This is a genomic window from Streptomyces sp. NPDC012508 (genome assembly GCF_042902595.1).
GTDB lineage: Bacteria > Actinomycetota > Actinomycetes > Streptomycetales > Streptomycetaceae > Streptomyces.
This window is the reverse complement of the sequence record NZ_JBIBEO010000003.1, coordinates 636489-661875: the sequence shown is the minus strand read 5'-3', so window position 1 is coordinate 661875 and position 25387 is coordinate 636489. Positions and strand designations below refer to the sequence as shown.

Below are 25387 nucleotides of genomic sequence, written 5' to 3'. Positions count from 1 at the left end.
TTGATGGTGTACGGAGGCACAGAGGGGGCGCACAGCGCTAGTTTCGGTCGCATGACCTCCACGCAACTGCCGTCGTTCCCGCTCTCGTTCCCGCGTCAGTACGCCCGCACCCAGCGCTTCACCCTGGGCGTTCCTCGTGCGTTCACGGTCTCCCCGGACGGTGAACGCGTCGTGTTCGTGCGCTCGTCGTCCGGAACCGACCGCTCGCACGCGCTGTGGGTGCTCGATCTCACGGGCGAGGCGCGGGAGCGGCCCGCGGCGGATCCGGAGGCGCTGCTCGCGGGCGCGGCCGAGGAGTTGTCGGCGGAGGAGCGGGCTCGGCGGGAGCGGAGCCGAGAGGGTTCGGGCGGGATCGTGGCGTACGCGGTGGACGCGGCCGTGGAGTTGGCGGCGTTCGCGCTCTCGGGCCGGCTGTTCGCGGCGGAGCTGCGGGCGGGGACGGCCGGGGAACTCCGGGTGCCCGGCCCGGTGGTGGACCCGCGTCCGTCGCCCGACGGGCGGCACATCGCCTATGTGGCGGGCGGCGCGCTGCGGGTGACGGGCGCGGACGGGGAGGGCGACCGGGCGCTCGTGGAGCCGGAGGACGCGCACACGACGTACGGGCTCGCGGAGTTCATCGCCGCGGAGGAGATGGGCCGGTACCGGGGCTACTGGTGGTCGCCGGAGTCGGACCGGCTCCTTGTGGCCCGTGCGGACGACCGGTCGGTGCGGCGGTGGTGGATCGCCGATCCGGCGCACCCCGACCGGGAGCCGCAGGTGGTGCCGTATCCGGCGGCGGGAACGGCGAACGCGGAGGTCCGGCTCTACGTGGTGGACCTGGCCGGGGAGCGTACGGAGGTCGCGTGGGATCGCGAGCGGTATCCGTATCTGGCCCGTGTGCACTGGTCGGCGGACGGGGCCCCGCTGCTGCTCGTCCAGGCGCGCGACCAGCGCACCCAGCTGCACCTGGCGGTGGACGTGACGACCGGGGCGACGCGGACCGTCCACGCGGACGAGGACCCGGTGTGGCTGGAGCTGCTGCCGGGGGTGCCGGCGTGGGCTCCGGGCGGGCGGCTGGTGCGGATCGCCGACGAGGGCGGGGCGAGGGTTCTGGCGGTCGGGGACCGGGCGCTCACCGGTGGGTCGCTCCATCTGCGCGCGGTCCTGGACGTCGGGGAGAACGACGTGCTGGTCTCGGCCTCGGCCGGTGAGGAGCGGGCGGAGCCCGAGACCGGGGAGATCCATGTGTACCGGGTCGGCGAGCGGGGGGTGGAGCGGGTCTCGGAGGGCGTCGGGGTGCACTCGGCGGTGCGCTGCGGCGCGGTGACGGTGCTGGTCTCGGCGCGGCCGGACGCGCCGGGGAGCGTGGCGCGGGTGCTGCGGGACGGAGCGCAGGTGGCGGTGATCGCCTCGCATGCGGAGACTCCGGCGCTCACCGCGGGCGTGCGGCTTGTGGAGGGGGGCGCACGGCGGATTCCGTGCGCCGTGCTGCTCCCCTCCGGTTACGCGGAAGGTGACGGGCCGCTCCCCGTACTGATGGACCCGTACGGCGGTCCGCACGGTCAGCGGGTGGTCGCCGCCCACAATCCGCATCTGACGTCGCAGTGGTTCGCCGACCAGGGCTTCGCCGTGGTCGTGGCGGACGGGCGGGGTGCGCCGGGCCGGTCGCCCGGCTGGGAGAAGGCGATCAAGAACGATCTGACGCCGACTCTGGACGACCAGATCGAGGCGCTGCACGCGCTCGCCGAGGACTTCCCGCTCGACCTGGGGCGGGTGGCGATCCGGGGCTGGTCGTACGGCGGCTATCTCGCCGCGCTCGGGGTGCTGCGGCGGCCCGACGTCTTCCACGCGGCGATCGCGGGGGCACCGGTGACGGACTTCCGGCTGTACGACACCCACTACACCGAGCGCTATCTCGGGACGCCGCAGGAGAGTCCGGAGGTGTACGCGGCGAACTCACTGGTCACCGACGACGGTCTGTCGGCGCCCGAGGAGCCGGCGCGGCCGATGATGATCATCCACGGCCTGGCGGACGACAATGTGGTGATGGCCCATACGCTCCGGCTCTCCTCGGCGCTGCTCGCCGCGGGGCGGCCCCATGAGGTGCTGCCGCTGACGGGCGTGACCCATATGACGCCGCAGGAGCAGGTGGCGGAGAACATGCTGCTCCTTCAGGTGGACTTCCTGAAGCGGGCGCTCGGCCTGGACCGGTAGTTCACCAGCCGGGCGGTCGGGGGTGCGGCGGGGCGGGCGGCAGCGCGGCGACCGGCCGGCGGAGTGCGGGGCGGGGTGCGCCGCGCAGGGAGAGCAGGACGAGGAGGGCGGCTCCGGCGAGGAGCGCGTAGGCCGAGGTGGCGAGGGTGAGCCGGCCGTCGTCGTCCAGTGCGGCGAACCGGTCGGCCCACCCGAGCCGTAACGCGACGGCGATCCCGGAGAGCCCCGAGCCCGTCAGGAGGAGCCCGGCGAGCAGTCCGAGAGGGCGGGCGTGCGGGGAGCGGGCGAAGGCCGCGGCGGCGGCCGCGAGGAACAGGGCGGCGAGCGTCAGGTTCAGCCAGGCCGGGGGGACGGCGAGGGCGGGCAGGAGGAGCGAGCGGCCGCCGGTGAACCGGTCGACCGTCGCCTCGACAGGGAGCGAAGTCGCCCAGTACGTCTCCCAGGCGGCCCAGACCAGCCCGGCCACGGCGCAGAGGACCCCGGCGGCGACGGCCGGGCCCGTGCGGGGGCGGGCCGGCAGCTCGCTGTGGTTCTCGGCGGGGCGGCGGCCGGCGACGGCGGTGACGAGGAGCCCGGCGGCGAGGCCGAGCGTGAGGAGCGTCGTGACGAGGGCGTCGACACCGGTCGCCCAGAGGCCGGGGAGCCGCAGCGCGAGCGTGACGGTCGCGGTGGCGGCGAGCGCGGGCGCGGCGAGGGAGGAGCGCAGGGCGGCGACGGCGGTGGCCGCGTACGCGACGAGCAGCAGGGGGTCGACCAGCGAGGTGGCGGCCCGGCGGCGCAACAGGAAGGCGTGCTCCCCGGCCCAGTACCAGGCGAGCCCGGCGGGCGAGCCGAAGGCGGCGAGGTCCCGCAGGAGCCAGACGACGATGACGAGCGCGAGCGCACCGCACAGCGCGGCGCCGGTGAGACGTGCCGGTCGTGTCACTGTCACGAAGCCGATACTCACCGCTACCACGCACCGAAACAAGCGGTTCCGCATATTCGCTCGGCAAGGCGCCCGCCACGGCCACCGAGATCACCGAGGCGAGCCGCGACGGGAGCGGCCGACCGGGGTGCTTGGTGCGTCCCGGCCGGCCTACGGCACCCGCACGGCCGTACGCTGTCGAGCGTGCCGTGTTCGTATATCGGATCCAAGTCGGCCGCGTTGCCCCGGCGTTAACCCTCGTCAGGCCGCTCGTCCTCCGACGGGACCACGTGCTTCTCCTCCGCGAAGTGGCAGGCGGAGTCGTGCTTCGCCGGGGTGTCCGTCAGCCGGAAGACCGCCGGGACAGCCAGCTCGGGGACCTCCAGTGCGCAGCGCTCCTGCGCCTTCCAGCACCGGGTGCGGAAGCGGCAGCCCGACGGGATGTTCGCCGGCGAGGGCACGTCCCCGGTGAGGATGATGCGCTCGCGGTGCTCCCGCGCGCCCGGGTCCGGCACCGGGACCGCGGAGAGCAGCGCCTGCGTGTACGGGTGGGTGGGGTGGTCGTAGATCTGCGCGTCCGTACCGATCTCGACGATCCGGCCGAGGTACATGACGCCGACCCGGTCGGAGATGTGCCGCACGATCGACAGGTCGTGGGCGATGAAGACGTAACTGAGCGAGAACTCGTCCTGGAGCTTCGCCAGAAGGTTCACCACCTGCGCCTGGACGGAGACGTCGAGCGCCGAGACCGGTTCGTCCGCGACGATGATCTCGGGCTGGAGCGCGAGCCCGCGGGCGATGCCGATGCGCTGGCGCTGACCGCCGGAGAACTGGTGCGGATAGCGGTTGATGTACTCGGGGTTGAGCCCGACCACGTCCAGCAGGTCCTGGACCTTGCGCCGCCGGTCCCCCTTCGGGGCTACCTCGGGATGGATCTCGTACGGCTCTCCGATGATGTCGCCGACCGTCATCCGCGGGTTGAGCGAGGTGTACGGGTCCTGGAAGACCATCTGGATGTTGCGGCGGACCGCGCGCAGGGCCTTGGCGGACAGCTTGGTGATGTCGTCGCCCTTGTAGCGGATCGTCCCCGAGGTCGGGCGCTCCAGGTTGACCAGCATCTTGGCCACGGTGGACTTGCCGCAGCCGGACTCGCCGACGATGCCGAGGGTCTCCCCCGCCGTCAGGTCGAAGTCGACGCCGTCGACGGCCTTGACCGCGCCGACGTGCTTCTTGAAGAGGATGCCCTGGGTCAGCGGGTAGTGCTTGTACAGGTCCCGGACCTCGAGGATCGACTCAGCCACGGAGGGCCTCCTGCCAGAAGTGGCACGCGCTGCGGCGTTCCTCCGACACTTCGTACAACGGCGGCTCGTCCGTGCGGCACACGTCCCTGGCGAGGGGGCAGCGCGGGTTGAAGGCGCAACCGGGTGGGATGGCCAGCAGGTTCGGGGGCAGGCCCTTGATCGCGTAGAGCTCCTGGCCCTTCTGGTCCAGGCGCGGGATCGAGTCGAGCAGGCCCCGGGTGTAGGGGTGGGCGGGTGCTTTGTAGATCTCGTGGACGGGGGCCGTCTCGACGATCCGGCCGGCGTACATGACGGCGATCCGGTCGGCGACGTCGGCGACGACGCCGAGGTCGTGGGTGATGAGGATGAGGCCCATGTCGAGCTCGCGCTGGAGCTCGGCGAGGAGGTCCATGACCTGGGCCTGGACGGTGACGTCGAGGGCGGTGGTGGGCTCGTCCGCGATGATCAGGTCGGGTTCGAGGGAGAGCGCCATCGCGATCATGATGCGCTGGCGCATACCGCCGGAGAACTGGTGCGGATACTGCCCCACCCGCTCCTTGGCGGCCGGGATGCGGACCCGGTCCATCAGCTCGACCGCCTTGGCCCGGGAGTCCTTGCGGGACATCCCCTGGTGGACCTGGAACATCTCGCCGAGCTGGTCGCCGACGCTGATGACGGGGTTGAGCGAGGAGAGCGCGTCCTGGAAGATCATCGCCATCTTCGCGCCGCGCACCTTGCGCCGCTCCTCCTCCTTGAGCTTCAGCAGGTCCTGGCCCTGGAAGAGGATCTCGCCGCCGGTGATCCTGCCCGGCGGGATGTCGAGGATGCCCATGACGGCCTGCGCGGTGACGGACTTTCCGGAGCCGGACTCGCCCAGCACGGCCAGGGTCTCGCCCGCGTCGACCGAGTAGCTGACCCCGTTGACCGCCTTCGCCACTCCGTCCCGGGTGTGGAACTCCACGTGCAGATCGCTCACTTCGAGCAGCATGGGCGGCTACCTCAGCTTCGGGTCGAGGGCGTCGCGCACCGCGTCGCCGAGCATGATGAACGCGAGCACGGTGACGGCGAGCGCGCCCGCCGGCCAGAGCAGCATGTGCGGGGCGTTGCGGATGTACTGCGAGGCCGAGGAGATGTCGATGCCCCAGGAGACGGTCGGCGGCTTCAGCCCGACGCCCAGGTAGGACAGGGTCGCCTCGAGCGAGATGTACGTACCGAGGGCGATGGTCGCCACGACGATGACCGGCGCGACGGCGTTGGGCGCGATGTGGCGCAGCAGCATGCGGGAGTTGGAGGCGCCGAGCGCCCGGGCGGCCTGCACGTAGTCGTTCTGTTTGGCGGTGATGACCGAGCCCCGGGCGATGCGGGAGATCTGTGGCCAGCCGAGCAGCACCATGAAGCCGATGACGGGCCAGATCGTGCTGCTGGTGACGACCGACAGCAGGACGAGTCCGCCGAGGACGACGGGGATGGCGAAGAAGACGTCGGTGATCCGGGAGAGGACGGCGTCCGAGCCGCCGCCGAAGAAGCCGGCGATGCCGCCGAGGACGGAGCCGAGGACCGCGACGCCGAGGGTGGCGAGGACGCCGACACTGACGGACGTGCGCGCACCGTAGACCGTACGGGTGTAGACGTCGCAGCCCTGGCCGTTGAAGCCGAAGGGGTGGCCGGGCTGGGAGCCCTCCTGGGCCTTGGACAGGTCGCACTGGAGGGGGTCTCCGCTGGCGATCAGGGAGGGCCAGATGGAGATGATCACCAGGAAGATGATGACCAGGCCGGAGACGATGAAGACCGGGTTGCGGCGCAGGTCGTGCCAGGCGTCGGACCACAGGGAGCGGGGCTTGCCCGCGGGGCCGGTGCCGAGGGGGCCGCCGGGGGTCTTCTCCAGCGACTCGCCCTCTTCCATGGCGAGGTCCGTGGCGCCACCCGCCCCCGTGTGGTCGATGGCGCGGCCGTCGTCGAACGGCTCGGGGTGCTCAGGCATAGCGGATCCTCGGGTCAAGGACGGCGTACAGGAGGTCGACGAGCAGGTTGGCCACCAGGAAGACGAGGACGAGGACGGTCACGAAGCCGACGACGGTCTGGGTGCTCTGGCGGACGATGCCCTGGTAGAGCTGGTAGCCGACGCCATGGATGTTGAAGATCCGCTCGGTGACGATGGCGCCGCCCATCAGCGCGCCGATGTCGGCGCCGATGAAGGTGACCACCGGGATGAGCGAGTTGCGCAGCAGGTGCCGGGAGATGACCCGGCGGCGCGGGAGGCCCTTGGCGACGGCGGTGCGGACGTAGTCGGCGCGCTTGTTCTCGGCGATCGACGTCCGGGTGAGCCGGGTGACGTAGGCGAGCGAGACGGAGGCGAGGACGAGGCCGGGGACGATCAGCTCGTTGAACGGGGCCTCGGGCGAGACGGCGGGCTTGATCCAGCCCCACTCCACGCCCAGCAGCAGCTGGAGCAGCAGGCCGGTGACGAAGGTCGGGATCGAGATCACGACGAGCGTGAGCAGCAGCACGGTGGTGTCGACGGGGCGGCCGCGGCGCAGGCCGGTCAGCACGCCGAGGGTGATGCCGATGACGATCTCGAAGAGGATCGCGACGATGGTGAGCCTGATGGTGACGGGGAAGGCGCTGGCCATCAGCTCGGTCACCGGCTGGCCGTTGAAGGCCGTACCGAAGTCGCCGGTGAAGAGGTTGCCCATGTAGATCAGGTATTGCTGCCACACCGGCTTGTCGAGGCCGAACTCCTTCTCCAGCTGGGCGGCGGTCGCCGGATCGCAGGCGCGGTCGCCGCAGAGGCCGGCGATGGGGTCGCCCATCACGTTCACCATCAGGAAGATCAGCAGGGTGGCGCCGATGAAGACCGGGATCATCTGCAGCAGACGCCGGATCACATAACGACCCATGAGGGGCTCCGGGGGTGTGAGGACGTCGTACGGCCCGGCGCGCGGAGGGACGCGGGGCCGGGCCGTACGCCGACGAACTGCGTCAGTTGACCTTGATCTGGTCGTAGACGGGGACGCTGAAGGGGTTCAGGGTCACGTTGGAGATGCGCTCGGAGTAGCCCGCGCTGCCGTTCTGGTACCAGAGCGGGATCGCGCCCATGTCGTCGCGGAGGACCTCCTCGGCGCTCTGGAAGGTCTCGACGGCCTTGGCGATGTCGGACTCGGCGTTGGCCTGGTCGACGAGCTTGTCGAACTCCGGGTCGGTGTACTTTCCGTCGTTCGACGAGGCGTTGGTGTAGTAGAGCGGCTGCAGGAAGTTCTGGATGAGCGGGTAGTCCATCTGCCAGCCGGCCCGGAACGGGCCCTTCATCTTCTGCGTGCTGACCTGGCTGCGGAAGTCGGCGAAGGTGCCGATGGGGTTGCCGACGCAGGCCCGGTTGTTGCCGAGGGCGTTGTTGATGGAGTTGCAGACGGCGTCCACCCACTCCTTGTGGGAGCCGGTGTCGGCGTTGTACGTGATCGTCATCGTGCCGCCGGGGATGCCACCGCCCTCGGCGACCAGCTTCTTCGCCTCTTCGGCGTTGTACTGGCAGAAGTCGCCGCAGATGTCCTTGAAGCCGCCCTCCTCGCCGAGGACGGGGGAGGTCCAGTCGACGGCCGGGGTGCGGGTCTTCTGGAAGATCTGGTCGGTGATCTGCTGGCGGTTGATCGCCATGGAGAGGCCCTGGCGGAGCTTCTCCTGCCCCGGCTTGTTCCATGCCGCGTCGTAGAACGGGAAGCCGAGGGTCTGGATGATGCCGGCCGGGACGTTGATGTACCGGTCGCCGAGGTCCGCCTCGACGTTCTTGAGCTGGGAGGCGGGAACGTCGTCGACGAGGTCGAGGTTGCCGGCCGTCAGATCGGTGTAGGCGGTGTTGTTGTCGGTGTAGACCTTGAGGGTCACGCCGCCGTTCTGCGCCTTGTCGTCGCCGGGGTAGCCGTCCCAGCGCTGCAGCTCCATCTGCGAGCCCTTGGAGTACGAGCCGACGGTGTACGGACCGTTGCCGACGGGCTTGTCGAGCCAGGCCGCGTGGTCGTCGAAGAAGGACTTGGGCAGCGGGGCGAAGGCGACGTAGCCGAGGGTGTCCGGCCAGGTGGAGAACTTCTGGGTGAGCTTGACCGTGAACGTCTTGGGGTCGACGACCTTGAGACCGGACATGGTCTCCGCGGTCGGCTCGCCCGACTCGGGGTGGACCTGGTCGTAGCCCTCGATCTGGCCGAAGAAGAAGCTGTTCTTCTGATTGTTCTTCAGCGAGGCGCCGTAGTTCCAGGCGTCCACGAAGGACTGGGCGGTGATCTGCTCGCCGTTGGAGAAGGTCCAGCCGTCCTTGAGGGTGATGGTGAAGTTGGTGGAGTCGGTCGTCTCGATGCTCTCGGCGAGCATGTTCTTGGCCTCGCCGGTCTTCGGGTCGTACTGCTTGAGCCCCCGGAAGATCATGGACAGGACCTTGCCGCCCTGGACCTCGTTGGTGTTCCCGGGTTCCAGCGGGTTCTGCGGATCACCCCACGAGGAGCTCACGATGCCGTCGGCGCCACCGCCTCCGCCGTCGCCTCCGCCGCCGCATGCCGTCACCGTAAGGGCGACGGCGGCGGCCAGTGCGGCCCACTTGGCGTGCGTGGCTCCACGCATCAGGTGCCTCCCGAGGATCTCTGGTCACTAGCGAGAGCCCCAATATCACCCGAGTGCGGGCGGTATGCACCTTTACGACACCCGTAAGAACACACGCGTGAGGCGCCCGGCCGAATCGGCCGGGCGCCTCACGCGTGGAACTCGGTCATCCGGCGTGGACGACGTCCTTCTCCTCGGCGAAGTGACACGCCGACTCGTGCGCGGCCGGGGTGTCCTGGCCCTGGAAGCGCTCGGGGATCGCCAGCAGCGGGACCTCCGTGGCGCACTTCTCCTCCGCCTTCCAGCACCGGGTGCGGAAGCGGCAGCCCGACGGCGGGTTGGCCGGCGAGGGGACGTCACCCGTGAGGATGATCCGCTCGCGGCCCTCACGGGCCTCCGGGTCCGGGACCGGGACCGCCGACAGCAGCGCCTGGGTGTAGGGGTGCGTCGGGTGGTCGTAGATCTGCGTGTCCGTACCGATCTCGGCCATCTTGCCGAGGTACATGACGCCGACCCGGTCGGAGATGTGCCGGACGATCGACAGGTCGTGCGCGATGAAGACGTAGGAGAGGTTGAACTCGTCCTGCAGCTTCTCCATCAGGTTGATGACCTGCGCCTGGACGGAGACGTCCAGGGCCGAGACCGGCTCGTCGCAGATGATGATCTCCGGGTTGAGCGCGAGGCCTCGGGCGATGCCGATGCGCTGGCGCTGACCGCCGGAGAACTGGTGCGGGTAGCGGTTGATGTACTCGGGGTTCAGACCGACCACATCGAGCAGCTCCTGCACCTTGCGGCGCCGGTCACCCTTCGGGGCCACCTCGGGGTGGATGTCGAAGGGCTCACCGATGATGTCGCCGACCGTCATGCGCGGGTTCAGCGAGGTGTACGGGTCCTGGAACACCATCTGGATGTTCCGGCGGACGGCCTTCAGGGCGCGGCCGGACAGCCTGGTGATGTCCTGGCCCTTGTAGAAGACCTCGCCCGCGGTCGCCTTCTCCAGGTTCATCAGCAGCTTGGCGACCGTGGACTTGCCACAGCCGGACTCGCCGACGATGCCGAGGGTCTCGCCCTGGTAGAGGTCGAAGGAGACCCCGTCCACGGCCTTGACCGCGCCGACCTGGCGCTTGAACAGGATGCCCTGGGTCAGCGGGAAGTGCTTGACCAGGTTGCGGACCTGCAGGATCGGCTCACCGCGCTCGACCGGCGCCTCGATGGCGGCTACGGCCTCCGCCTCGCTCACGGCGTCGACCTCGTGGACCTCGGTGACGTTCGGAGTCGCGTCCGCGGCCTCGTCCTTCTTGCTGAGCTCAGCCATGGATCGTCTCCTTCCAGAAGTGGCAGGCGCTGCCGCGGCCCGGCAGATCCGTGCCGTCCTGCTCGGTGACCGGCGTGAGGGCCGGAATCTCCGTACGGCAGACGTCGTCCGCCTTGGGGCAGCGCGGGTTGAAGGCGCAGCCCGACGGGATCTTGAGCAGGTTGGGCGGCAGACCCTTGATCGCGTAGAGCTCCTGGCCCTTCTGGTCCAGGCGCGGGATCGAGTCGAGCAGACCCTTGGTGTACGGGTGGGCCGGGCGCTTGTAGATCTCGTGCACCGGCGACTGCTCGACGATCCGGCCCGCGTACATCACGGCGATCTTGTCCGCGACGTCGGCGACGACGCCGAGGTCGTGGGTGATCAGGATCAGACCCATGTTGAGCTCGCGCTGGAGCTCCGCGAGAAGGTCCATCACCTGGGCCTGCACGGTCACGTCGAGCGCCGTGGTGGGCTCGTCCGCGATGATCAGGTCGGGCTCGAGGGCGAGCGCCATGGCGATCATGATGCGCTGGCGCATACCGCCGGAGAACTGGTGCGGGTAGTCGTTGACCCGCGCTGCGGCGGCCGGGATCTTCACCCGGTCCATCAGCTCGATCGCCTTGGCCTTGGCCTCCTTCTTGGAGAGGCCCTGGTGCACCCGGAACATCTCGCCGAGCTGGTAGCCGACGCTGAGCACGGGGTTGAGCGAGGACAGCGCGTCCTGGAAGATCATCGCGATCTTGCTGCCGCGCAGCTTGCGGTGCTCGTCCTCGGACATCTTGAGCATGTCCTGGCCGCGGAAGAGGATCTCTCCCTTGGTCACGTACCCCGGCGGAGTGTCGAGGATGCCCATGATGGCCTGCGCGGTCACGGACTTGCCGGAACCGGACTCGCCGAGGACGGCGAGGGTCTCGCCGGCGTTGACGGAGTACGAGACACCGTTCACGGCCTTGGCGACACCCTCACGGGTGCGGAACTCCACGTGAAGGTCGCGTACGTCGAGCAGCGGACCGTCGTGGGTCGCGCCGTCGCGCGGCGCGGGGACGCTCGCGGTTTTGTCGATGGTGGTCACTGCGTTCGTCCTTACTCTCAGCGCAGCTTCGGGTCGAAGGCGTCACGGACCGCGTCGCCGAGCATGATGAAGGCGAGCACCGTGATGGTGAGCATTCCGGACGGGAACAGCAGCGGGTGCAGCCCCTGGGAGATGCGCTGCTGCGCCTCGGAGATCATCACGCCCCAGGAGATGGCCGGGGGCCTGATGCCGATACCGAGGAAGCTCAGCGTCGCTTCCGCGCCGATGACGACACCGAGGGAGATCGTGGCGACCACGATCACCGGGGTGACGGAGTTCGGCATGACGTGACGGAACATCAGCCGCCAGGTGGAGGCACCCAGCGAACGGGCCGCGGCGACGTAGTCCGCCTGCTTCACCTGCATGACGGCACCGCGCATGACGCGGGCCATGGACATCCAGCCGACGACGGAGAGCGTGATGACCACGGCCATCACACCGGCGTTGCGCATGCCCTTCTCGTCACGGAAGTTGTTCAGGATGACGATCGCGGCGAGCAGCAGCGGCAGTCCGAAGAAGACGTTGGTGACGAACGAGAGGAGGGCGTCCGTCCACTTGCCGAAGAAGCCGCCGAGGACACCGACGAGTCCGCCGATGAGCAGCGAGAAGACCGTCGTCAGCACACCCACGATCACCGAGTTACGGGTGCCGTAGATGGTCTGCGAATAGACGTCGCAGCCCTGGAAGTTGTAGCCGAACCAGGCGTCGCCGCTGGGGCCGGCCATCGAGTTCTTCAGGTCGCAGTCGAGCGGCTCGACGCTGGTGAAGAGGCCCGGGAAGGCGGCGATGGTCAGGATGGCGAAGATGAGGACCGCGGAGATGAGGAACATCGGCCGGCGGATCAGGTCCCGGAACGCGTCCTGGGCGAGACTGCGCGGCTTGTCCTGCTTGGTGGCGGTCGGGCCCGGCGCGACTGTCCCGGCGATGCTCTCGGTGTAGGCCTCTTCGGGCGCCTTGAACGCGTTACTCATAGCGAATCCTCGGGTCAAGCACGGCGTACAGCAGGTCGACGATCAGCGCGGTGATCAGATAGACGAGCACCAGCAGGCTGACGAATCCGACGACCGCCGGTCCGTCCTCCACGTTGAGCGAGCTGAACAGCTGGAAACCCACACCGGGGATGTTGAAGATGCCCTCGGTGACGATGGCGCCGCCCATGAGGGAGCCGAGGTCGGCGCCCAGGTAGGTGACCACGGGGATCAGCGAGTTGCGCAGCACGTGGATGCCGATCACTCGGCTCTTCGGAAGGCCCTTGGCCTTCGCGGTCCTGATGTAGTCGGCGCGGAGGTTCTCCGCGACCGAGGCCCGTGCGAGTCGCGCGATGTACGCGAGCGAGACGGAACCGAGCACCATGCCCGGAAGCAGGTAGCTGATGAATCCGTCGTCGGTGCCGGCGACGGGGAACAGTCCCCATTCCTGTCCGAGGAAGGTCTGGCCGACGTTGCCGAGCACGAAGATCGGGATGGCGATGACGGTCAGGGTGGAGACGAGCACCAGGTTGTCGATGAAGCTGCCGCGGCGCATGCCCGCGAGCACACCGGCGACGACGCCGATGACGAGCTCGAAGACGAAGGCCACACCGGCGACCTTCAGCGTCTCGGGCCAGGCCTCGGCGAGGAGCTCGACGATGGGCCGGCCCTGCGCGATGGACTCACCGAAGTCGCCCTGGAGCAGACCGCTGAAGTAGTACCAGTACCGAACGAGGAATGGCTCGTTCAGGTGGTACTGCTCCATCAGCGTCGCTCTGATGTTGTCAGGTACTGGCTTCTCGCCGTACAGATTCTGGATGGGGTCGCCACCCATCTGCGTGACGAGAAAATAGACGATCAACGTGGTGCCGATGAAGACGGGCACCATCTGAAGGATTCGTCGGATGACGAACCGGCCCATGGGTCCTCCTCGCGAGAAGCGGCGGGGGCCGGTGTTCCGGCCCCCGCCGCCGTTCTCGACTATTCGTTTGGGTCAGATGCCTGAGGCTGTTAGGCCTTGGAGATCTTCGTGACGTCGACCCGGTTGAAGAGGTCCATCTCGACGTTCGCGACCTTCTTGCTGTGCGCGAACACGTTCTTGCCGAAGCGCAGCGGGATCACCGGCATGTCCTGGACGAGGACGTCCTCGGCCTGCTGCCAGAGCTTGATGGCCTCGGCAGGGGTCTTGGCGGCGCGGCCTTCCTCGACCAGCTTGTCGAACTGCTTGTTGCTGTAGCCGTAGTAGTTCGAGGAACCACCGGTGGTGAACAGCGGGCCGAGGTAGTTCTCCATGGACGGGTAGTCCATGATCCAGCCCATGCGGAACATGCCGGAGAACTTCTTCTGCTCGACCTGGGTCAGCAGCTCGGCGAACTGCGGGACGGCCTGGCCGACGCAGTCGACACCCAGGTTCTTCTTGACCTGGTTGCAGGTGGCGTCCACCCACTCCTTGTGACCGCCATCGCCGTTGTAGCCGATGTTGATCTTGTTGCCCTCGATGCCGCCGGCCTTCGCGAGGAGAGCCTTGGCAGCGGCCGGGTCGAACTTGCAGGACTCACCGCAGGTGTTGTCGCGGTAGCCGCCGACGACCGGGGAGACGAAGGAGCGGGCCGGGGACTGCGAGTCGTTGAAGATCACCTTGGTGATCTCCTCGCGGTCGATGGCCATCGAGATCGCCTTGCGGATCTCCGGCTTCGAGTACTTCTTGTCGTACGTCGGGAACGACACGAACTGGAAGGTCGAGGCCGGGGACGACTTGAAGCGGTCACCGAACTGCTTCGGAGCGTTGGCCAGCTCGGAGGTCGGAACCTGCGGGATGACGTCAAGGGCGCCGGCGACGACGTCCTTATACATCGTCTCCTGCTTCTGGTAGATCTTGTACGTCACCGAGTCCACGTTGGGCTTGTTGGTGCCCGTGTAGTCAGGGTTCTTGACGACCTTGATCGCCTTGTTGTGGTCCCACTTGCCCTCGATCTTGAAGGCACCCTGGCCGATCGGAGCCTCTTCGTACGCCTTGATGTTGGCGATCGCGGCGTCCGGCAGCGGGTAGAAGACCGTGTAGCCGAGGACGGTCTTGTAGTCGGCGAAGGGCTTCGCCAGCTTGACCGTGAAGGTGGTGTCGTCCACGACCTTCAGGCCCGACAGCTCCTTGGCGCTCGGCTCGGGGGCCTTCTTCGGGCCCTCCTCGCCGTCCGGGTCCGCCGGGTTGAGGGCGTCGTAGCCGTCAATGGTGGCGAAGAAGTAGTTGCCGTCGGCCGCGTTCGGGCCGTAGGCACCCCAGTTCCAACCCTGGACATAGCTCTTGGCGGTCACCGGGGTGCCGTCGTGGAACTTCTGCCCCGGCTTGATCTTGATGGTCCAGAGCTGGTTGTCCGTCGTCGTGATCGAGTCCGCAGCGTCCTCGACCGGCTGGTTCTTGTCGTCGTAGCTGACGAGCGGACGGAACAGCGCGTCCAGCACCTGCGAGCCCTCGGACTCGGTCGTCGTCTGCGGGACGAGGCGCTTCGGCTCGGAGATGCCGACGCTCACAGCGCCGCCGGCCTTCGCCTTGCCTTCACCCTCCCCACCCTTGTCATTGCTGCCGCCACAGGCGGTTGCTGCCAGGGCCACGACGATCGCGCCCGCTACCCACTTGGCGCTCTTGGCACCGCGCATGGGTTCCTCCTCATGAGTCCACTTGTCACTACAAGGGGGGCACTTCGAGTTCGCCGACACCCCTGACGGCATTGGACTCAAGTGCCCCTAGTGTGCTCGTGAGTCGACACTCCCCACAGTGCGTGACCCATTGACCCGAGCTCAATGGAGCCAACTATTAAGTACGTCCGGGCTGTAAACCACACTTAAGTGGTCTCGTTTTGGCAACATCACTAAGGGCCTTGAGACCGAAATCCGGACAAACTGATCACAGACAGACACCCCCGAAACGGACCGTTAACACACGTTCCGGAGAGCGACGTCCGGAAACCGGACAGCGTGACGAGAAATCAGTTTGACGAGATCGCGCACGAGGTCCCGGAACAGGGAACGGCCCCCGCGGGGATCCCGCGGGGGCCGTTGCCGGTGTTCCGGTGGTGCTGGTGACGCCTGTGCCGGGCGTACTGACGCCTATGCCGGGCGTACGTGGTGAGGCCTGTGCCGGGCGTACGTGGTGACGCCTGTGCCGGGCGTACGTGGACGGCGGGTGCCGGAGACGTACGTGGACGGCGGGTGCCGGCCTGGCGCCCGGGTCAGCCGTTCTTGGCGCGCGACGCGGTGCGACCGCGCTGGTTCTGGTCCAGGACGACCTTGCGGATGCGCACGGCCTCCGGGGTCACCTCGACGCACTCGTCGTCGCGGCAGAACTCCAGAGACTGCTCCAGGGAGAGCTTGCGCGGCGGCACGATCGCCTCGAAGGAGTCGGCGGAGGCGGAGCGCATGTTGGTGAGCTTCTTCTCCTTGGTGATGTTCACGTCCATGTCGTCGGAGCGCGAGTTCTCGCCGACGATCATGCCCTCGTACACCTCGGTGCCGGGGTCGGTGAACAGCACACCGCGCTCCTGGAGGTTGGTCATCGCGAAGGCGGTGACCGCACCCGCGCGGTCGGCGACCAGCGAGCCGTTGTTACGGGTCGTCAGCGTGCCGAACCACGGCTCGTGGCCCTCGTGGATCGAGTGGGCGATGCCCGTACCGCGGGTGTTGGTCAGGAACTCCGTACGGAAGCCGATGAGGCCACGGGACGGAACGACGAACTCCATGCGGACCCAGCCGGAGCCGTGGTTCGACATGTTGTCCATGCGGCCCTTGCGGACGCCCATGAGCTGCGTGACCGCGCCCATGTGCTCCTCGGGCACGTCGACCGTGAGGCGCTCGACGGGCTCGTGGATCTTGCCGTCGACCTCCTTGGTGACGACCTGCGGCTTGCCGATGGTCAGCTCGAAGCCCTCGCGGCGCATCTGCTCGACCAGGATGGCGAGCGCGAGCTCACCACGGCCCTGGACCTCCCAGGCGTCGGGACGCTCGGTGTCGAGGACACGGAGGGAGACGTTACCGATCAGCTCGCGGTCCAGACGGTCCTTGACCTGGCGGGCGGTGACCTTACGGTTCTTGACCGCGGACTTGGCCTCCGCGCCCTTGCCCGTGCCACCGCGGCCGACGAGCGGCGAGGTGTTGGTGCCGATGGTCATCGAGATGGCCGGCTGGTCGACCGTGATCAGCGGCAGCGCGATCGGGTTCTCCGGGTCGGCCAGGGTCTCGCCGATCATGATGTCCGGGATACCGGCGACGGCGCAGATGTCACCGGGGCCGGCGACCTCCGCCGGCTTGCGGGTGAGCGCCTCGGTCATCATCAGCTCGGTGATGCGGACGTTGGAGATCGTGCCGTCCCGCTTGATCCACGCGACCGTCTGGCCCTTGCGCAGCTCGCCCTGCTCGACACGGAGCAGCGCGATACGGCCGAGGAAGTTGTCGGCGTCGAGGTTGGTGACGTGGGCCTGCAGCGGCGCGTCCTCGTCGTACGACGGGGCCGGCACGTGCTCCAGGATCGTGGAGAAGAACGGCTCCAGGTTCTCGCTGTCGGCGGGAACGGTGCCGTTCTCCGGCTTGGTCAGCGAGGCGATGCCGTCACGGCCACAGGCGTAGACGATCGGGAACTCGATCTGGTCCTCGTCCGCGTCCAGGTCGAGGAAGAGGTCGTAGGTCTCGTTGACGACCTCGTCGATCCGGGAGTCCGGGCGGTCCGTCTTGTTGATGCAGAGGATGACGGGCAGGCGCTGCTGGAGGGCCTTGCGGAGCACGAACCGGGTCTGCGGCAGCGGGCCCTCGGAGGCGTCGACGAGCAGAACGACCGCGTCGACCATCGACAGACCACGCTCGACCTCGCCACCGAAGTCGGCGTGACCGGGGGTGTCGATGATGTTGATCGTGATCGGGGCCCCGCCGTCCTTGGGGTGATACTTCACCGCCGTGTTCTTGGCGAGGATCGTGATGCCCTTCTCACGCTCCAGGTCGTTCGAGTCCATCATGCGGTCGTCGAGGTGCTGGTGGGCGGCGAAGGCACCGGCCTGCTTGAGCATGGCGTCGACGATGGTCGTCTTGCCATGGTCGACGTGGGCGACGATGGCGACGTTACGGATGTCGTGGCGCGTGGGCATGGGTGCTTGCGCTTCTCTCGGATCGTGGGATGCGGCGTCAGTTCCTCTTACGCCCGCCGGGCGGACGCGCCACGGCTATGTCCTATGGTACGGGGCCGCCGCGCAAGGGGCTTCCCCGCCCGGATCCGAGAGGGTCTACTGGAGGCTTTGGGATGCCTCGGTGGTGCGGTGCACTGGGGGTGAGGAGAGCACTGAGCGTGCGGAACCGGCCGGGTCAAGGGGCCGGACGTGATCCTGCCCGCCGGGGGAGCCGGCGGGCAAGGAAATTGAGCTGCATCTGAGGTTGTGACCTGCGGTTTCTCCTACTTCTTGGTGGTGCGCTCCCACTTCGTCCGTGGAGCGCGCTCCCCGTTCGTGGTGTCGCGCTCTAGTGCGTGGCGTTGCGCTCCGCGCCCTTGGCGGATCCGGGCTTCTTGAAACCGATGTCCTGGTAGCGCGGGGCAGCGAAGCCCCAGGCGCCCGCGTTCACGAGCTCGGGCTTGGCCGCCACCAGCTGGGGACGCTGATAGAGAGGAATCGATCCGGCAGCGGCCCAGATCCGGGCGTCCGCCTGGCGGACGAGGTCCCGGGCCTCCTTCTCGTCGAGGGTGGCCACCGCCTGGTCGAAGAGCTGGTCGATGCGGTCGGTGCCGACGCGGGAGTAGTTCTGCTCGACCAGGAGGGAGCCGTCCGAGGCCGGCTCCGGCTTGGCGAAGATCGGCCGCGCGTCGGTCGCCGGGAAGGCGGAGGCGGGCCAGGAGTAGAGGGCCAGGTCGTAGTCGCCGGAGGCGATGTGGTCCTTGAAGAAGCTCTCGTCGGCGACCTTGGTGACCTCGGTACGGATGCCGACCTCGTCGAGCATCCGGACGATCTTGTCGCCGACGGTCCGGAGCGACTCCGAGCCCGGGCCCGAGGGCAGGACGAAGCGCAGGTTCAGCGGCTCGCCGTCCTTGCCGAGGGCCTGGGAGGCGGCGGCGGGGACGGCGGGGGCCGCGGTGCCGCGCGGGGCGTAGGCCCCGGGGGCGCCCTGGTCGGACCGGGCCGGGTTCTGCGCCTTGGCCTCGGTGCTGCCGGAGCCGGCTGTGTCGTCGGCGCGGGCGCCGGAGCCGGTGTCGAGCAGTGCGGCCTGACGCAGGAGTGCCTGGGCGGGGGCGAGGACGGTGGTGCCGTTCTCGGGGCCTCCGGCGCCGATCACGGGCTCGCCCGCCTCGACGCGGGGGGCGGTGTCGCCCGGCTTGCCGTCGCCGACGATGTAGAGCCCCTCGTCGGAGGCGGCGTCGGCGGCCTCGGGCTTCCTGGCCTTCTCCGCCTCGTCCTTCTGGGCCGCCTTCTCCGCCTTGTCGGTGCCGGCCTTGTCGGTGCCGGACTTCTCCGCTTCCGCCTTCTTCTCGGCCTCGGCCTTCTCCGCCTCGGCCTTCTTCTCGGCCTCGCTGCCGGCCTTCGTCCCGGCGGGCTTCTTGTTCGCGCCGCCCGGGACCCAGCCGGCGTCCGCGAGGAGCGCCCGCGCCTCGCTGGTGTCCTGGTCGCCGAGCGCGTCGCTGCTGTCCGCGTACGCCGCCTGCCCCGCCAGCGCCAGGTGGCTGCCCGGCGGCCGGGCCGGCAGCCCGAGCGGCTTGAGGACGGCTTCGGCCAGCTCCTGACGGTCGAGTGCGCGGGCCACCGCCCGGCGTACGCGCTCGTCGGCGAGCGGACCGCTCTCGCCGTTCAGGGAGAGCTGGGTGTACGCGGGCTCCAGCGACTTGCGGACCACGAACTTCCCGAGCGCCCGCTGCTCGGCCGCATACCCGTCGATGGCCTGCTGGTTCTTCTCGCGCGCGGCCTGGACGGCCTCCGCCTTCCGGTCGTCGGAGCCGTTCGCCAGCGCCCAGGACTTCAGGGCCGCCGACGGGGTGATCGCGGCGCCGGGGCCGTGCGCGAGCGGCTGCCCGGCACTCTGGCCGGCGCGGGCGTCCCGTACGGCGAGGGCGATGCGGTCCGCGGCCGACCGGTCGATCTCGGCCAGATCGAGCGTGCCGGCGGCCAGCGCGGCGATGCGCTCGGCGCGGGGCACCGCGCGCAGGACGACCTTGTCGAGCTTGGCGGACTGCCCCCACCAGCGGGGATTGCGGACGAGCGTGACGGTGGCGGCCTTGGTGTCGGTCGCCTTGAGCAGGAACGGTCCTGCGGTCGCCTTCAGGGTGGTGCGCGCGTTGTCGTTGAAGGCGCCCGGGGTGCCCATCACCTCCTTCGGGTAGAGGGGGGTGAAGAGGGACTGCCAGTCGGCGTACGGCCGGGCGAAGGTGACCCGTACCTCCAGGTCGTTCTTGCCGCGCTCGATCTTCTCGATCCGCTCGTAGCCGGAGTTGCGGGCGGTCCAGTACGCGGTGTCCCGGCCGTTCAGGGCCCGCCACTGAGCGACGAAGTCGGGGGCGCCGATCTCGCGGCCGTCGCTCCACACCGCCTGCTGGTTGAGCTTGTAGAGGACGACCTGCTTCGGCTCCGTCTCGACCACCTGCGCGGACTCCAGGTAGTCCGCGTTGCGCCGGGGCCGGCCGCGCTCGTCGAGGGTGTAGAGGGCGGGGAGCACGGCTCCGGTGACGCGCGCGGTGGTGCCGTCGGCGTCGGCCTGGAAGGCGTTGAGCGTGGTCGGCATCGCGTCCACGGCCCAGTTCAGCGTGCCACCGTCGGCGACCTTGTCGCGGGCGGCCGGAGCGTGGTCCGGGGCGGCGGCCGAGGCCTCGTCGGCCTCGTCGCCGGAGCTGCATCCGGCGAGGACGGAGATGGCGAGGACCGCGCTGGTGAGGGTGGCGACGGAGCGGAGCGTGCGGGAGCGGGGGCTCCTGGAACATGTCCTCCCGCGAGGGGCGCCGACCTGGGACATGACTTGTACCCCTTCGTCCAGTTTTATGGCATTTAGAGATGATCACACCTATTGCTCATACACTGAAAACGACGGAACGGATCCGGCCATGTCGACACGGCGGCGGGGCGGACAAACCCCACCCGTGCGGCCCAACCGCCGGGCGGCGCGACTCACCGAACGAGCGGAATCCCGTACACATGGCTTCACAAGCGGGATGTGACGCGCGACACTCTCAGGCGCGTGTTCGCCACCCGCCATCGCGGAAGTGAGGGCAACCCATGTCCGTTCAGGATGATTTGGCGGCCGTCAAGCGCTGCCTCGAAGACCTGGTCCGTACGGTCGGACAGCTGGAACGCAGCATCGCGGCGGAGCGGGGCGCCCCCGCGCCACCGGCGCCCGGCCGGCCCGAGAACCTCGTGACGATCCCCGACACGCCGTACGACAGCGCGCTGTGGGGGTCGGACACCGACGACGAGGGCCTGGGAGCACGCGACCGGCACGCCCCCTAGGGGCCGGTGAGCCTCCGGGAGCGGCAGCCGCTGGAGGACCCCCAGGAGACCGACAGTCGGAACGCGCCCGAGGAGACCGACCTTGGCCACAGGAACCGAACCGCCGTCCACCGGAAGGGGGGTGCGCGCCACCGGCGTGCACTCCCCTTCCCGTGCGGCCATCGCCCCGCGCCATCTGCGCACCGACCGCTGGTGGCTGGCGCCGGCCGCCACCGCCGCGGGACTGCTCGCCTTCGTCGCGTACTCCACCTGGCGAGCCTTCGCCAACAGCGACTACTACGCGGCCCCGTACGTCTCACCGTTCTACTCGCCCTGTCTGGCCGAGAACTGCGTGCCCATGAAGGGCGGGCCCAACTGGGAGATCTTCGGCAGCTGGTGGGGCCTCTCCCCCGCCCTGCTGATCCTGATCTTCCCCCTCGGCTTCCGGCTGACCTGCTACTACTACCGCAAGGCGTACTACCGGGGCTTCTGGGCCTCTCCCCCCGCCTGCGCGGTCGCCGAACCGCACCGCACGTACACCGGCGAGACCCGCTTCCCGCTGATCCTGCAGAACATCCACCGGTACTTCTTCTACACCGCGCTGCCGGTCGCCGCGATCCTCACGTACGACACCGTGCTGACCTTCCGGGACTCCTCGTACGCCTGGGGCCACGCGGGCCTGGGGACCGTGATCTTCCTGGTGAACATCGTGCTGATCTGGGCGTACACCCTCTCCTGCCACTCCTGCCGGCACATCGTCGGCGGACGGCTGCGGCACTTCTCCCGGCATCCCGTGCGCTATCGCATGTGGAACCTGGTCGGGAAGCTCAACGCCCGCCACATGCTCCTCGCGTGGACCTCGTTGATCTCCGTCGCGGTCTGCGATCTGTACGTGTACCTGCTCGCCACCGGCACCTTCGACGACCCGAGGATCTTCTGACATGGCTCAAGTCGAGCGGCAGCAGTGGGACGTGGTCGTGGTCGGTGCGGGCGGCGCCGGACTGCGCGCCGCGATCGAGGCGCGCGAGCGGGGCGCGCGGACGGCCGTCATCTGCAAGTCCCTGTTCGGCAAGGCCCATACGGTGATGGCCGAGGGCGGCATCGCCGCCTCCATGGCCAACGCCAACCCGCACGACACCTGGCAGGTCCACTTCCGCGACACCATGCGCGGCGGGAAGTTCCTCAACCAGTGGCGGATGGCGGAGCTGCACGCGCGCGAGGCGCCCGAGCGGGTGTGGGAACTGGAGACCTGGGGCGCCCTCTTCGACCGCACCCCGGACGGCCGGATCTCCCAGCGCAACTTCGGCGGCCACGAGTACCCCCGCCTCGCCCACGTCGGCGACCGGACGGGCCTCGAGCTGATCCGTACGCTCCAGCAGAAGACCGTCGCCCTCCAGCAGGAGGACTTCCGGGAGACCGGGGAGTACGAATCCCGGCTGAAGGTCTTCCAGGAGTGCACGGTCACGCGCGTGCTGCGGGACGAATCGGGGCGGGTGGCGGGGGTCTTCTGCTACGAGCGGGAGACCGGCCGCTTCTTCGTCCTGGAGGCGCCGGCCGTCGTCCTGGCGACCGGCGGGATCGGGAAGTCCTTCAAGGTGACGTCCAACTCGTGGGAGTACACGGGCGACGGGCACGCGCTGGCGCTGCTCGCGGGCGCGCCGCTGGTGAACATGGAGTTCGTGCAGTTCCATCCGACCGGGATGGTCTGGCCGCCGTCGGTGAAGGGGATCCTCGTCACCGAGTCGGTGCGCGGCGACGGCGGTGTCCTGCGCAACTCCGAGGGCAAGCGGTTCATGTTCGACTACGTCCCCGACGTCTTCAAGGAGAAGTACGCGCAGACGGAGGAAGAGGGCGACCGCTGGTACGAGGACCCGGACAACAACCGTCGCCCGCCCGAACTGCTGCCGCGCGACGAGGTGGCGCGGGCCATCAACGCCGAGGTGAAGGCGGGGCGCGGCTCGCCGCACGGCGGGGTCTTCCTCGATGTGTCGACCCGGATGCCGGCCGAGGTGATCAAGCGGCGACTGCCCTCGATGTACCACCAGTTCAAGGAGCTGGCGGACGTCGACATCACGGCGGAGGCGATGGAGGTCGGGCCGACCTGCCACTACGTCATGGGCGGGGTCGCGGTCGACTCCGACACGGCGGCGACGGTAGGCGTACCGGGGCTCTTCGCGGCGGGCGAGGTCGCGGGCGGGATGCACGGCTCCAACCGGCTCGGCGGCAACTCGCTCTCGGACCTGCTGGTCTTCGGGCGGCGGGCGGGGTGGCACGCGGCGGAGTACGCGGTGTCCGCCGGCGCTTCCTCGGTGACCGAGGCGGGGATCGAGGCGGCGGCCGCGGAGGCGCTCGCGCCGTTCGGGGCGGCGGAGGAGCCGTCGGCGGAGAATCCGTACACCCTCCACAAGGAGCTCCAGCAGACCATGAACGACCTCGTCGGCATCATCCGGCGGGAGGGCGAGATGGCCGAGGCCCTGGAGCGGATCGCCGAGCTGCGCACACGGGCGCGGCGGGCCGGGGTCGAGGGGCACCGGCAGTTCAACCCCGGCTGGCACCTGGCGCTCGACCTGCGGAACATGCTGCTCGTCAGCGAGTGCGTGGCCCGGGCCGCGCTGGAGCGGACCGAGAGCCGGGGCGGGCACACCCGGGAGGACTATCCGTCGATGGACCGGGGGTGGCGTCCGGTGAACCTGCTGTGCCACCCGGCGGAGGACGGAGTCGCCCTCGAACGCACCCGTACGGAACCCATTCGTCCGGACCTCCTCGCGCTGTTCGAGAAGGAGGAGCTGGTCAAGTACCTGGCCGAGGAGGAGCTGTACGAGTGAGTACCTATGACGCGCACTTCCGGGTGTGGCGGGGCGACACCGACGGCGGGGACCTGAGGGACTTCACGGTCGAGGTGAACGACGGCGAGGTGGTCCTCGACATCATCCACCGGTTGCAGGCCACACAGGCCCCGGATCTGGCCGTGCGCTGGAACTGCAAGGCGGGCAAGTGCGGTTCGTGCTCGGCCGAGATCAACGGACGGCCGCGGCTGCTGTGCATGACCCGGATGTCGACCTTCGATCGCGCCGAAACCCTCACGATCACGCCGCTGCGGGCCTTCCCCGTCGTCCGCGACCTGGTGACGGATGTGTCCTTCAACTACACGAAGGCGCGGGAGATTCCGGCCTTCGTGCCGCCGGAAGGGGTCGCTCCGGGCGAGTACCGGATGCGGCAGATGGATGTGGAGCGCTCGCAGGAGTTCCGTAAGTGCATCGAGTGCTTCCTGTGCCAGGACACCTGCCATGTGGTCCGGGACCACGAGGAGAACAAGGCCGCGTTCGCCGGGCCGCGCTTCCTCATGCGGGTGGCGGAGCTGGACATGCACCCGCTGGACGCGGCGGCGGAGAGCGGCCTCGACCGGAGGCGGACGGCACAGGACGAGCACGGGCTCGGGTACTGCAACATCACCAAGTGCTGTACCGAGGTGTGTCCGGAGGACATCAAGATCACGGACAACGCCCTGATCCCGCTGAAGGAGCGGGCCGTGGACCGCAAGTACGACCCGCTGGTGTGGCTGGGCAACAAGATCCGGCGGCGGGAGGGGTAGGGCTGTCGCCGCCGGGCCGGGGCAGGCGTCAGTGCCAGCCCTCGCGGTAGGCCGTCCAGTCCCCTTCCTTCGCGGCGAAGTCGACGTAGAGCGCGACACCGAACCGTTCGCGGTCGCGGTCCGTGCGCCCGAGGCCCAGCCGGGTGCCGCGGATCGCTGCCGCGACGGTCTCCGCCGAGTCGTGGTGGCCGAGGTCGTCCTCGTGGAAGAACGGCAGGCCCATGAGCAGGTCGGTGCCCTCGGGCGTGACCTCCAGGGCGAGGCTGGTCTGCTGGGCGACGTACCCGCCGTACAGGCTCTCCAGGGGCATCCATGTGTCGTACGACATGACGGCTATCTGGTCGACCCTGCGGGCGACCTGCCCGAAGAACTCCTGCGACCACCACTTCTCGCTGCCGCTGACCGCGCCGTTCACCGAGTGCAGGGCGGGCAGCGGGTCGATCTGGTGGGCGGCGACGGAGAGCGGGACCTTGCGCGCCTCGGTCAGCTCGCTGAGGTCGTCGAGGAGGGACAGATAGTTCGCGTCGTCCGAGAGCAGGGGCTCCAGGTCGAAGTGGACCCCGTCGAAGCCGGCGTCGAGGATCTGCCGGGCCGAGCCCACCACGGCGGTCCGCGAGGCCGCGTCGTCCAGGCGCAGCCCCGCGGGCCCCTCGGGACCCTCGTTGGCCAGGATGTCGCCCAGCCAGGCGTGCACCCGTATGCCGGGCATCGTCCGGTGGACGCTCTCGATCAGCCACGCGGCCCGGGGGTACCGCGCGGGGGGCAGGGTGCCGTCGTGCTCCAGCGGCCCGGCGTGGACGTAGAGGTCGCGTATCCCCGTCCCCTTGATACGGGCCGCGAATGCGGCGAGGTCGGCATCCTTCTTCCGGCCGTCCACCCAGGCGTGGCCCAGCCAGATCGCGTCCTTGCCGCGGGTCTTCGTCCCTTCCTGGAGATCGCCCGCGTAATTGACGCGCAGCGCGATCGCGCTGCCGGCCAGGGGAAGGACCAGAAGCAGGACGAGGCCGAGGGCGACCCATCGCCCCCGCCGCCACCAGCCGCGTACGCGTCCGTTCACCCGAG

19 protein-coding genes are annotated in these 25387 nt (G+C 69.2%); 5 read left to right on the top strand and 14 right to left on the bottom strand.

What is annotated here, in order from left to right:
- Positions 1–51 precede the first annotated feature (51 nt).
- Complete coding sequence (locus ACFY8U_RS13470; RefSeq protein ID WP_389569424.1) at positions 52–2193, top strand: prolyl oligopeptidase family serine peptidase; 2142 nt, start codon at positions 52–54, stop codon at positions 2191–2193.
- A 1-nt stretch (position 2194) separates the two neighbouring features.
- Here the strand turns inward: ACFY8U_RS13470 and ACFY8U_RS13465 are convergent, their stop codons facing one another.
- The 13 genes from ACFY8U_RS13465 to ACFY8U_RS13405 form a co-directional block, all read right to left on the bottom strand.
- Complete coding sequence (locus tag ACFY8U_RS13465) at positions 2195–3124, bottom strand: hypothetical protein (RefSeq protein ID WP_389569421.1); 930 nt, start codon at positions 3122–3124, stop codon at positions 2195–2197.
- A 224-nt stretch (positions 3125–3348) separates the two neighbouring features.
- Positions 3349–4398, bottom strand: coding sequence for a dipeptide ABC transporter ATP-binding protein (locus tag ACFY8U_RS13460; RefSeq protein WP_361597157.1), 1050 nt, complete (start codon positions 4396–4398; stop codon positions 3349–3351).
- Complete coding sequence (locus ACFY8U_RS13455; RefSeq protein WP_361436245.1) at positions 4391–5365, bottom strand: ABC transporter ATP-binding protein; 975 nt, start codon at positions 5363–5365, stop codon at positions 4391–4393. Before ACFY8U_RS13455 ends, ACFY8U_RS13460 begins: the two co-directional genes overlap by 8 nt.
- 6 nt (positions 5366–5371) lie before the next feature.
- Positions 5372–6358, bottom strand: a complete 987-nt coding sequence (locus ACFY8U_RS13450; protein ID WP_389569418.1) for an ABC transporter permease — start codon at positions 6356–6358, stop codon at positions 5372–5374.
- Positions 6351–7274, bottom strand: coding sequence for an ABC transporter permease (locus ACFY8U_RS13445; protein WP_361597148.1), 924 nt, complete (start codon positions 7272–7274; stop codon positions 6351–6353). Before ACFY8U_RS13445 ends, ACFY8U_RS13450 begins: the two co-directional genes overlap by 8 nt.
- A gap of 82 nt (positions 7275–7356) precedes the next feature.
- The gene (locus ACFY8U_RS13440; protein ID WP_389569415.1) at positions 7357–8982 is read right to left on the bottom strand and encodes an ABC transporter substrate-binding protein; all 1626 of its coding nucleotides are present in this window, start codon (positions 8980–8982) and stop codon (positions 7357–7359) included.
- 145 nt (positions 8983–9127) lie between these two features.
- The gene (locus ACFY8U_RS13435; RefSeq protein WP_361759361.1) at positions 9128–10276 is read right to left on the bottom strand and encodes a dipeptide ABC transporter ATP-binding protein; all 1149 of its coding nucleotides are present in this window, start codon (positions 10274–10276) and stop codon (positions 9128–9130) included.
- A complete protein-coding gene (locus ACFY8U_RS13430; protein ID WP_361597139.1) occupies positions 10269–11327 on the bottom strand; it encodes an ABC transporter ATP-binding protein in 1059 nt (352 codons plus the stop codon). The genes ACFY8U_RS13435 and ACFY8U_RS13430 overlap by 8 nt, the downstream gene beginning before the upstream one ends.
- A 17-nt stretch (positions 11328–11344) precedes the next feature.
- On the bottom strand, positions 11345–12298 hold the full coding sequence (locus ACFY8U_RS13425) for an ABC transporter permease (RefSeq protein ID WP_389569412.1): 954 nt from the start codon (positions 12296–12298) through the stop codon (positions 11345–11347).
- Entirely contained in the window at positions 12291–13217 is a 927-nt protein-coding gene (locus tag ACFY8U_RS13420; protein ID WP_389569410.1) for an ABC transporter permease, read from the bottom strand. Before ACFY8U_RS13420 ends, ACFY8U_RS13425 begins: the two co-directional genes overlap by 8 nt.
- A gap of 89 nt (positions 13218–13306) precedes the next feature.
- Positions 13307–14950 (bottom strand): ABC transporter substrate-binding protein, encoded by a 1644-nt coding sequence (locus ACFY8U_RS13415; protein WP_361597134.1) that lies wholly within the window; start codon positions 14948–14950, stop codon positions 13307–13309.
- A gap of 572 nt (positions 14951–15522) precedes the next feature.
- Positions 15523–17424, bottom strand: a complete 1902-nt coding sequence (gene typA, locus ACFY8U_RS13410; protein WP_389569407.1) for a translational GTPase TypA — start codon at positions 17422–17424, stop codon at positions 15523–15525.
- Between the two features lie 367 nt (positions 17425–17791).
- Entirely contained in the window at positions 17792–20263 is a 2472-nt protein-coding gene (locus tag ACFY8U_RS13405) for an ABC transporter family substrate-binding protein (RefSeq protein ID WP_389569405.1), read from the bottom strand.
- Between the two features lie 260 nt (positions 20264–20523).
- On the opposite strand from ACFY8U_RS13405, the gene ACFY8U_RS13400 reads away from it, so the two are divergent.
- The 4 genes from ACFY8U_RS13400 to ACFY8U_RS13385 all read left to right on the top strand — a co-directional run bounded on the left by ACFY8U_RS13400 (position 20524) and on the right by ACFY8U_RS13385 (position 24325).
- Positions 20524–20754 (top strand): hypothetical protein, encoded by a 231-nt coding sequence (locus ACFY8U_RS13400; protein WP_361436221.1) that lies wholly within the window; start codon positions 20524–20526, stop codon positions 20752–20754.
- Between the two features lie 82 nt (positions 20755–20836).
- Positions 20837–21673, top strand: coding sequence for a hypothetical protein (locus ACFY8U_RS13395; RefSeq protein WP_361597127.1), 837 nt, complete (start codon positions 20837–20839; stop codon positions 21671–21673).
- A gap of 1 nt (position 21674) precedes the next feature.
- Entirely contained in the window at positions 21675–23558 is a 1884-nt protein-coding gene (locus ACFY8U_RS13390; protein ID WP_389569401.1) for a fumarate reductase/succinate dehydrogenase flavoprotein subunit, read from the top strand.
- Positions 23555–24325: a succinate dehydrogenase/fumarate reductase iron-sulfur subunit gene (locus ACFY8U_RS13385; RefSeq protein WP_361436214.1), complete on the top strand. Its 771-nt coding sequence runs from the start codon at positions 23555–23557 to the stop codon at positions 24323–24325. The genes ACFY8U_RS13390 and ACFY8U_RS13385 overlap by 4 nt, the downstream gene beginning before the upstream one ends.
- 28 nt (positions 24326–24353) lie before the next feature.
- Here ACFY8U_RS13385 and ACFY8U_RS13380 read toward each other — a convergent pair whose 3' ends face one another.
- Positions 24354–25382, bottom strand: a complete 1029-nt coding sequence (locus tag ACFY8U_RS13380; protein WP_389569398.1) for a hypothetical protein — start codon at positions 25380–25382, stop codon at positions 24354–24356.
- Positions 25383–25387 lie beyond the last annotated feature (5 nt).